This window comes from Flavobacterium tibetense (genome assembly GCF_003293845.1).
Classification (GTDB): domain Bacteria; phylum Bacteroidota; class Bacteroidia; order Flavobacteriales; family Flavobacteriaceae; genus Flavobacterium; species Flavobacterium tibetense.
Map to the genome: position 1 here is coordinate 22,415 of NZ_QLST01000012.1, position 14,427 is coordinate 36,841.

A 14,427-nucleotide genomic window follows, 5' to 3' on the forward strand; every position below is an offset into this window, starting at 1 on the left:
AAAAATAGTAACTTTGCCAAAAATTAAAAGAAATGAAATTTAAATTCCGTTTGGCTTATTATATGTTTGGACTGCTCTTAGGAGCTATTTTTGTAGTTTACTTTTTGGGAGCAAAAGCTGAATCAAGAGATGTTGAATTTTGTTATTTACCAAATTGCCGTGCATTAAAAGATTTGCGAAGCAAACCAATCTCTTATTCTGAACAAGCTCAAGCCGTTTTAAGCGAAAATTGGATTTCTTTAGACGACATTAAATTAAGTATGAAACATGGAGATATAGATTTTTCAAAAAGTAACGAGCCATATAAAAACGGAAAAATTTATTTAATTGAAGGGAAAACCACTCAAAATGAAGAAATTATAATTACAATGATAAATTACACCGATAGAGTTGTTCTAGAAGACATCAAAAAAAAGTAATTTTTTCAAAAAAACTCTTGCAAATATAAATATTCAGTGTATATTTGCACTTGCATTACGGTAATAGTAAAGCATTTTATTGGGGCGATTAGCTCAGCTGGTTCAGAGCACCTCGTTTACACCGAGGGGGTCGGGGGTTCGAACCCCTCATCGCCCACCATTTTAAATCCTACATTTTTTAATGTGGGATTTTTTGTTTAAAAAAACTGAAAATTTTTATGCCAAATTCCTCTTTCTCACTAAACAAACTTGCCACATTTAAAACTACAGATTTTCCAGAAAGACCAACTTTAGTTTTTCTTCATGATTCTTTGGGATGTATTGCACTTTGGCGTGATTTTCCTGTTTTGTTAGGGAATTTAACGCGTTGTAATGTTTTGGTTTATGACCGACAAGGTTATGGAAAATCAAAACCTTTTGATAGTATTGAAAGAACTAACGATTACATGGAGATTGAAGCGGATGTCTTAAATGACGTTTTGGAAGAAAATAAAATTGAAAAAGCAATTTTGTTTGGTCATAGTGATGGTGGCTCCATTGCGCTCATTGCTGCAGCAAAATATCCAGAGAAAATTTTAGGCATCATTACAGAAGGGGCTCACGTTTTTGTGGAAAGTGTTACCATCAACGGAATCAAAGAAGCTATTATAGCATACGAAACTACTAATTTGAAGCAAAAGCTAGAAAAATATCATGGAAACAACACTAATGATTTGTTTTGGGCTTGGGCAAAAACTTGGACTACTCCAACATTCGCTGATTGGAATATAGAACATTTTTTATCCAAAATTTCTTGTCCGGCTCTTATTATTCAAGGAGAAGAGGATGAATTTGGGACCTTATTGCAAGTAGATAAAATTGTAAATCAAGTAAACGGAAACGTAGAAAAATTAATTATTCCCAAAGTAAAACACACACCACATAAAGAAGTTCCTGAATTGATTTTGAAGCAAAGTTCAAATTTTATAAAAAAATTAATTAAAGAATAAATCTTCTTTTAGCCATCCGTAACTTTTATACTACTTACTTTTTCATCAGAATCAAAATAGAGCCTTAAATTTCCTGTATTTATTCCTCTTTTAGAATATCCTAAATAGTAATAAAATTCATTGTTTACTTTATTATCTGGGTTTCCGAGTAAATCAATAATTTCTGATTTGGTTTTTCCAACTAATTCATAATCATTCCTTAAACTATTCATCATATCCCAGCGCAATGACCAATTTTCTTCAGCATTTAGATTTGCGTTTTTCCATTGTTCACTATCGAATGGTATACCAGAAATATTTCCACAGGAAAAAGAGAACAAAATGATTAACAGAACAAAAAAATTCTTCATGACAAAACTTTTAAACCACTCAACTAAATAATTATTTCTCTTTACAATATTTAGCGTGAGCTTCAACAACTAATGAATTTGTGTCACCAAGTTCAATTGCTATGTTTAAATCATTACAAATAATTTCAATATCATTATCTGGTATAACAAAATCTTTTTTTGATACAAAAACTTTAACTTCTTTTGATGTAGATAATTCTCTACTATTTGAAAACTCATATTTTCGAATGATTGTACAAGCTCTATTGCCATAGGCATTTATAAAGTAAGGCTCAATTTGAAGAGTTATATCAAAATCTTTTTTAGCTTCATCAAATTCGAAATTATTTAGTTTCATTGTTCCTCTTGCAAAATATCCATCAGCCCAATTTGGATTAATTTTCAGCGCGGCATCCAGCTTTTTTATTGCACCCTTTATGTCAAATTGATTAAATAATTCTTGAGATTGGTTATACAAATCAAATATTTTTTGATTATTCCTGTCATTTTGAAAAATTCCATTTTTATAGAAATATTTTCCTTTAACCTCTCCAGTCGAGTAAAATGAAATAGATTCTCCATCCATTTTACCATTATTAAAATTTGTACGCTGTTTTAATTTACCATTAGGATGATACATTTCCCAGATGCCAACTTCTTTACCGTTTTTAAATTCTCCTAACTGCATTAGGTTTCCATTTTTATAGAAACGTTTTTCTAAGCCATTAGGCAAGCCATTTTCGTAGAAAACTTCATCAGTAATATATCCATCCAAAGAAAACATTAAACGTTTTCCTTTTAATTTTCCATTAAACAAATAACCTTCTCCTTCTTTTTTACCATTCAAATAATAATCAATAAATTTTCCAGTATAAGGTTGGTTATTTTTATAATACCAAACACCATTTCTTTTTTCCATTATTTTAGTTGATGGAATTTGTCTAATTGAATCTGGTCGTTTGCTGTATTCTTTGGTAATTATATAGATGATACCATCTATTTTTTTTAATCCAATTTTTTGAATTCTGTTGATATCTTTAGTAACCTCCACACTCTCAATATCATTTTCAGTTAATATTCCAAAACCTTCTTTAGGATCTTCAATTACAGGAATAGAATCAACAATGTATAAAATTTTTTCATTTGAATCTTGTGCCGATAAAAATAATGAAAATATCAAAAAAGCAAACAAAATATAATTCTTCATAATTAATGTTTTTCTTTAAACACGATCATCCAAACCTAATAACAACAATTGCGCAGTAGCTTCGTTGGTTGCTAAAGGCACGTTGTGTACATCACAAATTCGGATTAACATGGAAATATCGGGTTCGTGTGCGTGACTTGATGTTGGGTCTTTAAAAAACAATACCATTTTCGTTTTTCCTTCTGCCACTCTAGCGGCAATTTGTGCATCACCACCTAATGGTCCTGAAAGCATTTTTCTAACTTTTAATCCTGAGTTTTCAATTTTACTACCCGTAGTTCCTGTGGCAATTAATTTGATGTTTTCAGAAATTAAAAGGTGTTTGTTTCGGTTTAAAAATTCAACCATTTCTGCTTTTTTTCCATCGTGGGCAATAATTGCCATTTCAAACTTTTTTACCGTTTTAGTTTTCATTGGTATGATATTGAATTAAACCGTCAATTGGTCGTTTAAGTATTTTTCCTGTTTGAATGCCGTATTGTGTAAGTAAAATTCCAATCTCATCTTGTAAATGATACGCAATGGAACCCACAAAATGAACTGGTATTTCTTTGCAATTTTCGAACTGCATGATGTAATTTTCTATAAAAGTTTCCAATTCCTTACGAATAATTTTTTGACAAAACTCGGTATTCTTAAATTGGATTAAAAATGGAGCAAAAGTTGCTAAATAAGCATTGGGATTGGGTTCTTTATACAGATTATGCTTAATAACATCGGCATCTAAATCAAATTGTTTTTTAAATTCTTGAGCCATTTCCTCTGGCATGGCATTAAAATAATACGCACGAATTAAATGTCTTCCAAAACGATTACCCGAAGCATCATCCATAGCAATATAGCCTAAAGATTGTACTTTTTGTTGCAACTGCGTTCCATCGAAATAGCTGCAATTGGAACCCGTTCCTAAAATACATACAATAGCTTTTTCGTTTTTTGGAGTTGTAGCGTAAACGGCTGCAAAAGTATCTTCAAAAACTTCAACTTTAGCAGTTGTAAAAAGCTCTTGAAAAACAGTTGCTAAGAAATTTTTCATTCTATCGGTTCCACAACCAGCGCCATAAAAATGCAAATGTGTTATATTTGGAATGGCATTAACCAAAGTTTCATTGGAATGAATTCGTTCCAAAATGTCTTCTTTGGTTAAAACTTCAGGATTCAATCCCAAAGTTTGTGTAGAAAACAGCATTTCTCCTGATGTATTTATGGCAATCCAATCGGCTTTTGAAGAACCGCTATCAACAATTAATCTCATAGTTAGCTAGGCATTATTTATTCCAAAAATAAAAAAAGTCTTACGATTGGCAAGACTTTTATAAATGTTTATTTTACAGTAGCTGCATGAAGCATTAAATCCAGCATTTTTGCTGAGTAACCGTATTCGTTGTCGTACCATGCAATTATTTTAAAGAAAGTATCATTTAAACCGATTCCAGCTTTAGCATCAATAATTGAAATTCTTGGATCCGACATGAAGTCTTGAGAAACTACATCATCTTCAGTTAACCCAATAATTCCTTTCATATGAGTTTCTGATGCTTTGCGAATAACTTCCATGATTGCTTCATAAGAAGTTGATTTTCCTAACTTTACAGTTAAATCAACCACAGAAACGTTTGCTGTTGGCACTCTAAACGCCATTCCTGTAAGTTTTCCTTTTAACGATGGAATTACTTTGGTAACAGCTTTTGCAGCGCCAGTTGAAGCAGGAATAATATTAATTAAAGCCGAACGACCCGCTCTAAAATCTTTTTTCGATGGACCATCAACGGTTAATTGCGTTGCTGTTGTAGCGTGAACTGTTGTCATTAATGCTTCTACAATTTCAAATTCATCATGAAGTACTTTTGCCAAAGGCGCTAAACAATTGGTAGTACAAGAAGCATTGGAAAGAATGGTATCAGTAGCTGTAATTTTTTCTTCATTTACGCCCATTACAAACATAGGTGCATCAGCTGAAGGAGCAGAAATCACTACTTTTTTTGCTCCACCATCAATGTGATATTGTGCTTTTTCAAGCGTAGTAAAAATTCCCGTACATTCTGCTATAATTTCAGCACCAACTTCATTCCACTTGATTTGGACTGGATCTTTTTCGGCAGTAATTCTAATGTACGTATCGTTCACGTATAATTTACCGTCTTTCACTTCTACTTTTCCGTCAAATTGACCATGTACGGAATCGTATTTTAGTAAATAAGCCAAATGATCTACTTCCAATAAATCATTAATAGCAACAACTTCTACATTATTTCTTTTTATGGTTTCTCTAAAAACAAGTCTTCCAATTCTACCAAATCCATTAATTCCTATCTTAATTTTTGACATATGTTCTAATTTTAAATTTTATTTATATTGATGTAATATCTGAAACTCTTAGTAATTCTTTGTCTATTTCGCAACTTCCTTTGATGGCTTGTTCTAAAGGCGTTAATTCCATTTTATCATTGAGTAATCCCACCATATAATTCGATTTTCCTTCCAATAATGATTCTACTGCTTTTACGCCCATTCGTGAAGCTAAAACACGATCAAAACACGATGGCGAACCACCACGCTGCATATGACCTAATACCGAAACACGAACATCATATTCAGGTAAATTGGCTTCCACATATTCTTTTAGTTCGAAAACATTTTTTCCAGTTGTTTTATCGCCTTCTGAAACCACAACGATGCTCGAAGTTTTTCCGTTTTTCTTACTTCTTTCTAAAGATTCAATCAAACGGTCTAATCCTAAATCTTCTTCAGGAATTAATATTTCCTCTGCTCCTGCTCCAATTCCAGCATTTAAAGCGATATGTCCCGCATCTCTTCCCATAACTTCTACGAAGAAAAGTCGGTTGTGTGAACTCGCTGTATCTCTAATTTTATCAATGCATTCTACAACCGTGTTTAAAGCCGTATCATAACCTAAGGTATGAGAAGTTCCGTAAATATCATTGTCTATCGTGCCTGGTATGCCCATGATAGGAAAACCAAATTCCTTATTAAAAATTTCTGCTCCAGTAAATGAACCATCGCCACCAATAATTACCAATGCATTAACTCCAACATTTTGTAAGTTTTCAAAGGCTTTTTTTCTGCCTTCATAGTGCATAAAATCTTTGGAACGAGCTGATTTTAAAATAGTTCCTCCTTTATTTACTATATTGTTAACGCTTCTTGGTCCCATTTCTTTGAAGTCGCCCTCAATCATTCCTTGAAAACCTCTATAAATTCCAATACATTCAATATTGTGATAAGCACAAGTTCTAACTACAGCACGAATTGCTGCATTCATTCCTGGCGAATCGCCTCCTGAAGTTAATACTCCAATTTTATTTATCTTCATTTGTTTCGTTTAGTATTGTAAATTTAAGAATTTAAGACGAAAATTCCGAACGTTTTATAGTAGAATTGTATAAAAAAAGTAATTGAATCGTTCCAACACCTGGCGAGGTTGCGAAATTCGGAACTGATTATTTTCTGTTAAAAATAAAAATAATTAGAAAACATAAACGTGAATTTACTACAAAATTTGAAATCTTTCCAAGCACTTGTTAACATTAGTTTTTATTCTATTTCAAACTCAAAAACAAAATAATTCCAATCTTCATCGAATGTATGATTAAAAGGTTCAAATTTTTTAAAAGACATAAAAGATTGTATTATATCAAACTCGTTGCTATCCCGTCCAGCAATGTATCCAATTAAGATTCTAAAATATATATTTTGTTTTGACGAAAAATTTTCAAATTCTTTATTTCCAAAGTCAATTTTGCTTGGCTTGTTCTCAAATTTTGTAAAACTAATTGGTTCAGTTTTAGATTTTGTATTTTGGTAATCTGTAAAAAATTGTACTTTAATATTATTTAGGCTTAACGATTTTATAAATAGTTTAATATTATAAGTTGAGTCATTTTGGGTTGCTTGATTTGAAATGATTAAATGACTATTTTTTAATTCACCTTTTATAACTTCTATATTATTAAAATATTGATAATAGTTTATCTTAATTTTCTTTTTTTCCAAATCTAAATTTTTAAGAATATAATTTTTAAATTTTATACCTTCAAAATCAAGCATATTAATTATGCTTCCTGAGTTCAAACTATCACATTCTTTTATTGTAATCTTTTCTTGAGAAAAAAATAATTGGCTAATAGTTAAACTTAATATTATTAAAATTCTCTTCAATTTTAGTTTTGTTTTAAATTACTGTTAACTACTCGTTTATTCTATCTCTGGAACTTCCAAAGGTTTTTCAGTTGGTTCTTTTGGCGTATCGGTTTTCTTGTTTTTTCTGTCGTTGATAAAATTTAGAAAATCAGGAGATAAATCAGAATCTGGGAATTCGTTAGAATTATCCGATTTATTTTGTTCTTGTTTTTTCTTGGTAAATACTTTTTGAATTAACTCTTTGAATGTATCAAAATCTACATTATACGTTAAACCAATTCCTTGGGTATAACCAATTCCTTCTCCAATATAATTGATATCATTTTCTCGGTTGAATACGCGCGCACGAAGCGAACCGTCTTCATTTAATTGCATTTGAATTTCTACATTACCAATCAATACCGATTCCGCAACACCACCTACAGGAACTCCAACTCTACCATTTATTGAAATTTTCTCATTAATTTGGGTATTTAATGTAACCCCAACTCTATCGGAAATTTGATTAATTCTATCACCTTGACTATAATCAACTCCTAATTGTAATTTGCTGTCTTCGTCAGAAAACAAATCAGAAAACAAGGAACTTGCTCGTTCAAATAATGGTCCGTAAGCTACATTTCCTACATTCTCAGCTGTCATAAATGAACCTGATGAGAGTAAGGCTAATGCTTGTGTTTGTCGCGTATCTTTATCTTGTAATTTATAATCTACCTCACTTTTCAACACCGAACTTACATTTGGAAAATCAATATTGAAATCGGGTTGTGGATTACTTAGATTGCCTTGAATAATAATAGAAACATTGGTGTCTACTTTTCGATTGAACGAAGCGCTTTCTAATAATAAAGCAGGGTTTGCTTGCGTACTGTAAATGGCTTCTAAATCTAAAACAGCATTCAAAGGTTCACCATACCATCTAATTGTTCCACCTCTTTTAACACTGAATTTTTTATCAATTAAACCTCCATATTTAAAAGAGTAGGAACCATCCATAATTTGAAAATCACCATACATTAAAAACTTTCCTAAAGTATTGATTTCCATTTTCATAGAACCATAACCTGTTCCTTTCATGGAATGTCCTGAATTTCTATCCAAAATTACTTCTATTTCAGCATTGGTATTAATATCGAAATCAAAATCCAATTCAATTCCTTGGTAGTTACTTACTGTATTTACAATTCCGTTTTCTTTATTAAATTTTTGTTCTCTGGTTATGAAATTCAAGAACGAATTATCTCCAACTTCTTCCGAATCATTTACTGGAATCTTAATTGAAGTTCCTTTTTCAGATTCACCAACCACATTAATAACAAGTGCATTAGTTGGCCCTTTTACGGTTGCAAATCCATTTAAAAAAGCAGTTCCATAATAATAAACATCTTCACCATCTTTGGTATCTAATGCTAGAATATTGTTAGAACGAAGTTCCAAATCAATTTCCCATTTATCAAAAACTTGATGTCGAACGCTTCCGCGTAAGATTCCATTGGTATTGAATTTGGTATCAGTAATTTTAATGTTTCTGAATAAAAACTGACGTTCCGTTACATCTATAATAGCATTGGGCTCAAAATTATAATCGGTATTCAAATACGGAATTTTTAATCCCGATTCGTTTAAATATAATCTACCATTAATTTCAGGATTGGACAACGAACCTGCAATTGTGGCTCTTCCAGTAGCATTTCCTCTAACATCAGAAACAATGGAACTTAATAATGGTCCAAATGGTGCCAAATCAAACGCCATAAAACTTGCTTCTAAATCAAGATTTGATTCTTTGTTTTTGTAATCCAATTTTCCTTCCAAAGCGAAACGATCTTCATCTTCATTTTTGATGTATGAATTAATCGTAAACTGATTAAAACTTTCATTTCCACGAATGTTGAAAATAAAATCACCAATTGGAAATTCGTTGATTTTTAAAGCATCGATTGTAATATTGGATTCCGGTTTAAATTGGCTTTTTTCTTGTTGAACAGAAACAAAACCATTAAGTTTTCCTTTAAAAAACAAACTATCAACTGAAGGTGTAATTTTTTCTAAATCAACATCATTAAAAACTAAATTCAAATCTTTAAACGAAGAGTCTTTCATCGTACCATAAAAATTCATGTTTTGCTCTTTATGTGAAAGACTTAATTTTTCGAAATTAAAATTTTGGAATGTTTTATCGAAAGTAATTTTGTTATCGTTAGATTCCTTTTCATTAATAAACCATAAATATTCTTTTAAATTAATTTCAGATTTTTTAAAACCAACTACTGACTGCTTGTCTTCATTGATAGTATGATATAAATTCAATGCAAATTGATCTTGATTCTTTGAACCTCCATTAAACTCTGAACGAACAAACAAAGTATCATTCATGGTAACATTGATTAAGCTAAAATCTGAAATTTTATAGTTTTTAACTTTAATACTATCCATCTCAATATAAGCATTGTATAATGGATTTTTATTGTTAATATCTATAGAAACGTTATCAAATCTATTTTTATAAGCTTCGATTTTTGGTGATTTAAAATCAAACTCAAAGCGGCCTTCATCGGCATTAATTTTTCCTTTAATTTTAGTGTTTTTGGAAATGGAAACATCAGGAAGAAATACTTCCACTATCTTATTATGAAGTACAAAATTAAAATCTAAAAATTGACCTTCTTTTAATTCGTTTGGTGAATAATTGGCATACAAACTTCCAACTGCGTTTTCTAGAATTTTTTGAACTTCAGCAATCTTATATTTACCAACAACTTTTCCATTCACAATATCCTTTGAATCTACTGTTATCGTTCTTACACTATTTTCATCAAAAGAAGAAACAACCGTGAAATCCTCAAAGAAATAAGAGGCTTTACTATTTTGGTAAGAAACATTTTTAAAGCTTAAATTTCCGTCTAAGTCATCCAAAGTATTTCCTTTGGCTTCAAAACTTAGATTTCCTTTAAAAATAGAGAACGTATCTGTTTTAACCCAATTCAACTCTTGCAAATCGGCATAATCAATATTGGCTTTAAAATTATAGTTCTTTACTTTGGAACTCATATCAACTAATCCGTCAAAATCCATGCGTAAATTGGGATCATTACTATTGAAATATCCTTTAAAATAGGGCATTTTCATTACACCATCAACAGTAATATTGGAATAATTGTATCCATTATAGACAAAATTGTTTATTTTTCCTTTTACTTTGGTATTTAAATATTTTTGATTGAAACCTTGTCCATCAACCATAACGTCTAGGTTTGTCCAGCCAATTTCTTTTTCTCCCAAAAATGTTCCCAATTGAAATTTTCCAAGAGCAATAGTTCCTTGATAAGTTGCATTATCAATATTTCCTAAATCTTGAATAGCTAAATCAGCTAAAACTTCGCCTAGATTAGAAGACAAATACACTTTTGAATTGATGTAATCATCTGTTAACTCCACATCTCCAGAAATATTCACGTTCCCTAATTTTTCTAAAGAAGCAGGCAATCTAGTTCCCAAAATATTAGGTAAAATAGCTCTCAAATTATTGTAATTAGAAGAAACGCGATCTAATTTTCCTTTGATGTAAAATGACTTTTGTTTATGAAAAAGATTTTTAAAAGTGATATTTCCAATAATTTCAGATTGGTTTTTATCAATTAATTTTAAATTTTCTGTGGTAAAGTTGTTCAATGTCCCAATTAAATGTGAGTTGACATAAAACAAATTGTTTTTACCAAATTCATTATAAAAATAATTTAAGTCATTGGAAGCAATTGTAGCTTTTTCAAAATTCACATCAAAAATTACTTTATTATTGAAATCTGAAAAATCTTCTCTTTTGTAGCGTAACTCCACTACTCCTTTTATTTCAGATTCTTTGGTATATGCATCTAAATTATTTAGTAAAATATTGGATTTAGTATAAGTGAAATTAGCTGTCAATTGATCCATTTTCAAACCACGATGATCTAAAAAGGATAATTTCTCAATAAACGTGTAAACATTTGGGCCTTTGATAAAAAAATCATCTAATTTGCCTTCCAATTTTTTGAAATCCAACATTTTTGGCGTTTCCAAATTTTCATCGGTATAACGAAAACGACTATTAAAAATCGTCATAGAGGCAATTTTCATACGAAATTTACCCGAAGAAGGCGAACCATCATCAAAAGCTTCAATGAATTTATCTAAATTGGTATAATCTTCATTTTTAAATTGATGAATATGAACATCTAAACCATGAAAAACAGCGTCACCCAAATACGGATGACCTTCATTAAATAATTTATTGGCATTTAATATAGATGTATTTAGTGATTTGATATGAAAAAGTGTATCTTGATGATGGTCTCTAACTAAGACTCCTTTTAACTTGACAGTACCAAAAGGTGTAATTGCAACCCTAGAAATTGTAATATCGGTCCCAAATTCCGTATTTAGTTGTTCTGTAGCGTATTGACCCAATTTCGTTTGCACAAAAGGTAATGATAAAAGAATACCCATTAGGAGTAAAAAAAGTAATAATAGTATTACTGTACGAACGAGTATTTTTTTAAATTTTTTGATACCTTATTTTGTATTAAATTTGCAGGAATTGTTAGTAATTCAAATAACAAACAAAAATAATGATTTTTGTAAGATAATTACAATTATCAACCAATCAATTTTCGTGCCTTTTTATGAATATACAAAATATTTACACTTTAGCTATAGAAAGTTCGTGTGATGATACATCAGCAGCGGTTTTATGCAACGATAAAGTTTTATCTAATGTGGTTGCTCGACAAACCATTCATGAAGAATATGGTGGCGTAGTTCCTGAATTAGCATCGCGAGCACACCAACAAAATATTGTTCCAGTGGTTGATGTAGCATTAAAAAAAGCTGGAATTACCAAAAACCAACTCAACTGTATCGCTTTTACACAAGGTCCAGGATTAATGGGTTCACTTTTGGTTGGTGGTTCTTTTGCCAAGTCAATGAGCATGGCATTGGATATTCCATTAATTGCTGTAAATCACATGAAAGCACATATTTTGGCGCATTTTATTGATGAAGAAGGATTTGACAAACCCACATTCCCTTTTTTAGCGTTAACTATTTCTGGCGGACATACACAAATTGTGAAAGTAAATAGTTTTTTTGATTTAGAAATTATTGGAGAAACTACGGATGATGCTGTTGGTGAAGCATTTGACAAAAGTGCTAAAATTCTAGGTTTACCTTATCCTGGCGGACCTTTAGTAGATAAATTTGCACAAGAAGGTAATCCAAAAGCATTCCCGTTTACTAAACCAAAAGTGGACGGATTAAACTTTAGTTTTAGCGGTTTGAAAACCCAAATTTTATATTTCATCCAAAAAAATGTAGCTGAAAATCCCAATTTCATTGAAGAAAATAAAGCGGATATCTGTGCTTCAATTCAACATACCATTATCAATATTTTAATGGATAAATTGAAATTGGCTGTTGCAGAAACAGGAATTAATCAAATTGCTATTGGTGGCGGTGTTTCAGCAAATTCAGGTATTCGAACGACTTTGAAAGAAGCAGAAAAAAAATACGGCTGGAAATCGTATATTCCAAAATTTGAATACACAACCGATAACGCTGCCATGATTGGAATTGTAGGTTATCATAATTTTTTGGAACAAAATTTTAGTGACGCAGATGTAGTTTCCAAAGCACGAATTGAATTTTAAATTACTGAAGTTTCTATTTTCTAACTTCTAACTTCTAACCTCTAATCTCTAACTTCTAAAAAATGCAACTATTCTATAATTCCAACATAAAATCGGATGACAAATCGTTCTTTTTCGATAAAGAAGAAAGTAAACATATAGTTAAAGTTTTACGTAAAAAGGAAAGTGATAAAATATTTTTAACCAATGGATTAGGTTATTTATTTGAATCTGAAATTATTTCTGCTTCCGAAAAAAAATGTGAAATTAGAATTGCTGATGTTCAATTTCATGAACCCACTTCTTATCACATTCACATTGCTGTTGCGCCAACTAAAATGAATGACCGTTTGGAATGGTTTTTAGAAAAAGCAACTGAAATTGGTATTCACGAAATTACCCCTATCATCTGCGATAATTCGGAGCGAAAAGTGTATAAAATTGATAGAGCGGAAAAGATTGTTCAATCAGCAATGAAACAATCGTTGCAGATGTATCTTCCAAAAATTAACGAACCTATCTCCTATTCGCAATTCGTAAAACAATCCATCGACGGACAAAAATTCATTGCGCATTGTGAAGAAACAGAACGAAAAGCTTTCCAAAATGAAATAAAACCCAATGAAAAAGTTACTATTCTCATTGGACCAGAAGGCGATTTTTCCACTAAAGAAATTAAATTGGCTTTAGAAAATCAATTTATTCCTGTAACTTTGGGAAATACAAGATTGCGAACAGAAACGGCAGCATTAGTTGCTTGTCATACAATAGTTGTTAAAAATTCCAATAGTTAATATTCCAAAATCCAAATGAAAGACTTTCTAAATGCATTAGTAGACATCGTTTTATTAGACAAAGTTGGGAATAAAACAGGATTAATATTAGTATTGGTTTTTCTTACTATTTTGTCAATTGTTTTTTTAGTTACAATAGAAGATTCTTATACTAAATTGTTCTTGTTTTTAGGTTGTATACTATTTGCATTTCAAGCAAGAAGTTCATATAATAAATCAAAAAATGAATAAATTTTTATTTCTCGGAATTTTACTCTTTTGGAATTTGGGATTTTCTCAAGAAGTTGCCGTTTTAAAATACAATGGCGGTGGCGATTGGTATGCTAATCCAACCTCATTACCCAATTTGGTGAAATTTACTAACCAAAATATTCAAACAAAAATTAAACCTAAAATCGCTACGGTTGATGTGGGCAGCGCTGAAATTTTTTCGTATCCTTTTATTCACATGACCGGACATGGAAATGTCGTTTTTAGTTCCAATGATATTCAAAACTTAAGAAACTATCTCCTTTCAGGCGGATTTCTTCACATTGACGATAATTATGGCATGGATGAGTTCGTGCGAAAAGAAATCAAAAAACTATTTCCAGATAAAGAATTACAAGTGATTCCAAACAATCATCCTATTTTTCAAAAACCTTATAATTTTCCTAATGGATTACCAAAAATCCATGAACATGATAAAAAAGCTCCACAAGCTTTAGGTATTTTCATTGAAAATAGATTAGCACTGCTCTACACTTATGAATGCGATTTAGGTGATGGCTGGGAAGATATTGAAGTACATAATAATCCACCAGCAATTAGAGAGAAAGCACTGAAAATGGGTGCTAATATTCTATTTTACGTTTTTCACAATTAA

At 30.9% G+C, this 14,427-nt stretch carries 14 protein-coding genes and 1 tRNA gene; 7 read left to right on the forward strand and 8 right to left on the reverse strand.

Annotation, left to right across the window (positions count from 1 at the left end; all coding sequences use genetic code 11):
• Positions 1-32 precede the first annotated feature (32 nt).
• The 3 genes from DPN68_RS09995 to DPN68_RS10005 all read left to right on the forward strand — a co-directional run bounded on the left by DPN68_RS09995 (position 33) and on the right by DPN68_RS10005 (position 1,408).
• Positions 33-419 (forward strand): DUF4258 domain-containing protein, encoded by a 387-nt coding sequence (locus DPN68_RS09995; RefSeq protein WP_113989518.1) that lies wholly within the window; start codon positions 33-35, stop codon positions 417-419.
• An 82-nt stretch (positions 420-501) separates the two neighbouring features.
• Positions 502-579: transfer RNA gene (locus tag DPN68_RS10000), tRNA-Val, on the forward strand.
• Positions 580-637: 58 nt separating this feature from the next.
• The gene (locus DPN68_RS10005; protein ID WP_113989519.1) at positions 638-1,408 is read left to right on the forward strand and encodes an alpha/beta fold hydrolase; all 771 of its coding nucleotides are present in this window, start codon (positions 638-640) and stop codon (positions 1,406-1,408) included.
• 8 nt (positions 1,409-1,416) lie between these two features.
• On the opposite strand, the gene DPN68_RS10010 is transcribed toward DPN68_RS10005, so the two are convergent.
• From DPN68_RS10010 to DPN68_RS10045, 8 genes are all read right to left on the reverse strand, one after another.
• Positions 1,417-1,758: a hypothetical protein gene (locus DPN68_RS10010; protein WP_113989520.1), complete on the reverse strand. Its 342-nt coding sequence runs from the start codon at positions 1,756-1,758 to the stop codon at positions 1,417-1,419.
• A 31-nt stretch (positions 1,759-1,789) separates the two neighbouring features.
• Entirely contained in the window at positions 1,790-2,944 is a 1,155-nt protein-coding gene (locus tag DPN68_RS10015; protein WP_113989521.1) for a toxin-antitoxin system YwqK family antitoxin, read from the reverse strand.
• Between the two features lie 15 nt (positions 2,945-2,959).
• Positions 2,960-3,358 carry a methylglyoxal synthase gene (locus DPN68_RS10020; RefSeq protein WP_113989522.1) on the reverse strand — a complete coding sequence of 133 codons (399 nt, stop codon included), beginning with the start codon at positions 3,356-3,358 and terminating at the stop codon, positions 2,960-2,962.
• On the reverse strand, positions 3,348-4,199 hold the full coding sequence (locus tag DPN68_RS10025; RefSeq protein WP_113989523.1) for an N-acetylglucosamine kinase: 852 nt from the start codon (positions 4,197-4,199) through the stop codon (positions 3,348-3,350). The genes DPN68_RS10020 and DPN68_RS10025 overlap by 11 nt, the downstream gene beginning before the upstream one ends.
• Before the next feature lie 68 nt (positions 4,200-4,267).
• Positions 4,268-5,272, reverse strand: coding sequence for a type I glyceraldehyde-3-phosphate dehydrogenase (gene gap, locus DPN68_RS10030; RefSeq protein ID WP_113989524.1), 1,005 nt, complete (start codon positions 5,270-5,272; stop codon positions 4,268-4,270).
• 22 nt (positions 5,273-5,294) lie between these two features.
• Positions 5,295-6,278, reverse strand: coding sequence for a 6-phosphofructokinase (gene pfkA / locus DPN68_RS10035; protein WP_113989525.1), 984 nt, complete (start codon positions 6,276-6,278; stop codon positions 5,295-5,297).
• Positions 6,279-6,499: 221 nt separating this feature from the next.
• Positions 6,500-7,123, reverse strand: coding sequence for a hypothetical protein (locus tag DPN68_RS10040; protein ID WP_133256592.1), 624 nt, complete (start codon positions 7,121-7,123; stop codon positions 6,500-6,502).
• A 36-nt stretch (positions 7,124-7,159) separates the two neighbouring features.
• Positions 7,160-11,590 (reverse strand): translocation/assembly module TamB domain-containing protein, encoded by a 4,431-nt coding sequence (locus DPN68_RS10045; RefSeq protein WP_113989527.1) that lies wholly within the window; start codon positions 11,588-11,590, stop codon positions 7,160-7,162.
• 176 nt (positions 11,591-11,766) lie between these two features.
• Between DPN68_RS10045 and tsaD the strand changes: the two genes are divergently transcribed.
• The 4 genes from tsaD (at position 11,767) to DPN68_RS10065 (ending at position 14,427) form a co-directional block, all read left to right on the forward strand.
• Positions 11,767-12,789, forward strand: a complete 1,023-nt coding sequence (gene tsaD, locus DPN68_RS10050; RefSeq protein WP_113989528.1) for a tRNA (adenosine(37)-N6)-threonylcarbamoyltransferase complex transferase subunit TsaD — start codon at positions 11,767-11,769, stop codon at positions 12,787-12,789.
• Between the two features lie 62 nt (positions 12,790-12,851).
• Complete coding sequence (locus DPN68_RS10055) at positions 12,852-13,562, forward strand: 16S rRNA (uracil(1498)-N(3))-methyltransferase (RefSeq protein ID WP_113989529.1); 711 nt, start codon at positions 12,852-12,854, stop codon at positions 13,560-13,562.
• A 15-nt stretch (positions 13,563-13,577) separates the two neighbouring features.
• Positions 13,578-13,793, forward strand: coding sequence for a hypothetical protein (locus tag DPN68_RS10060; protein ID WP_113989530.1), 216 nt, complete (start codon positions 13,578-13,580; stop codon positions 13,791-13,793).
• On the forward strand, positions 13,786-14,427 hold the full coding sequence (locus DPN68_RS10065) for a DUF4159 domain-containing protein (protein ID WP_113989531.1): 642 nt from the start codon (positions 13,786-13,788) through the stop codon (positions 14,425-14,427). Before DPN68_RS10060 ends, DPN68_RS10065 begins: the two co-directional genes overlap by 8 nt.

Excerpts from the sequence above, each read along its gene's own strand:
- DPN68_RS10065 (WP_113989531.1), top strand. The coding sequence starts at position 13,786 with ATGAATAAATTTTTATTTCTCGGAATTTTACTCTTTTGGAATTTGGGA.
- DPN68_RS10025 (WP_113989523.1), bottom strand. The coding sequence starts at position 4,199 with ATGAGATTAATTGTTGATAGCGGTTCTTCAAAAGCCGATTGGATTGCC.
- DPN68_RS10010 (WP_113989520.1), bottom strand. The coding sequence starts at position 1,758 with ATGAAGAATTTTTTTGTTCTGTTAATCATTTTGTTCTCTTTTTCCTGT.
- DPN68_RS10020 (WP_113989522.1), bottom strand. The coding sequence starts at position 3,358 with ATGAAAACTAAAACGGTAAAAAAGTTTGAAATGGCAATTATTGCCCAC.
- DPN68_RS10060 (WP_113989530.1), top strand. The coding sequence starts at position 13,578 with ATGAAAGACTTTCTAAATGCATTAGTAGACATCGTTTTATTAGACAAA.
- DPN68_RS10055 (WP_113989529.1), top strand. The coding sequence starts at position 12,852 with ATGCAACTATTCTATAATTCCAACATAAAATCGGATGACAAATCGTTC.
- DPN68_RS09995 (WP_113989518.1), top strand. The coding sequence starts at position 33 with ATGAAATTTAAATTCCGTTTGGCTTATTATATGTTTGGACTGCTCTTA.
- pfkA (WP_113989525.1), bottom strand. The coding sequence starts at position 6,278 with ATGAAGATAAATAAAATTGGAGTATTAACTTCAGGAGGCGATTCGCCA.
- tsaD (WP_113989528.1), top strand. The coding sequence starts at position 11,767 with ATGAATATACAAAATATTTACACTTTAGCTATAGAAAGTTCGTGTGAT.
- gap (WP_113989524.1), bottom strand. The coding sequence starts at position 5,272 with ATGTCAAAAATTAAGATAGGAATTAATGGATTTGGTAGAATTGGAAGA.
- DPN68_RS10005 (WP_113989519.1), top strand. The coding sequence starts at position 638 with ATGCCAAATTCCTCTTTCTCACTAAACAAACTTGCCACATTTAAAACT.
- DPN68_RS10015 (WP_113989521.1), bottom strand. The coding sequence starts at position 2,944 with ATGAAGAATTATATTTTGTTTGCTTTTTTGATATTTTCATTATTTTTA.
- DPN68_RS10045 (WP_113989527.1), bottom strand. The coding sequence starts at position 11,590 with ATGGGTATTCTTTTATCATTACCTTTTGTGCAAACGAAATTGGGTCAA.